1 protein-coding gene is annotated in these 255 nt (G+C 47.1%); it reads right to left on the reverse strand.

Translation table 11 applies throughout. The features are described 5' to 3' along the window. On the reverse strand, positions 1-242 hold a 242-nt coding region (locus QN347_RS20380), incomplete at its 3' end, for an NUDIX hydrolase (RefSeq protein ID WP_323494487.1). Positions 243-255: the final 13 nt, after the last annotated feature.

Below are 255 nucleotides of genomic sequence, written 5' to 3' on the forward strand. Positions count from 1 at the left end.
GCCATTGCATAACCAGTACCGGCTCGCCAAGGACGCAACTTCTCCGGTTGAATCAAACGATATTCCAGTAATTCTGGTGACAAACGAATCTCGCCGGATGCCTTTACATGATAGGCAATGATGACTTCGTTTTTTTTGATGAACTCATACACGCCAATCAAATTGATCTGATCAGCGTCGAGATTAGTCTCTTCTTTGAGTTCTCTGGCGATACCTTGCTCAGGCGTTTCGCCGCGCTCCATGAACCCGGTAATC

The organism is Sphingomonas sp. 10B4, from assembly GCF_035019905.1.
GTDB classification, from domain to species: Bacteria; Pseudomonadota; Alphaproteobacteria; order Sphingomonadales; family Sphingomonadaceae; genus Sphingomonas; species Sphingomonas glacialis.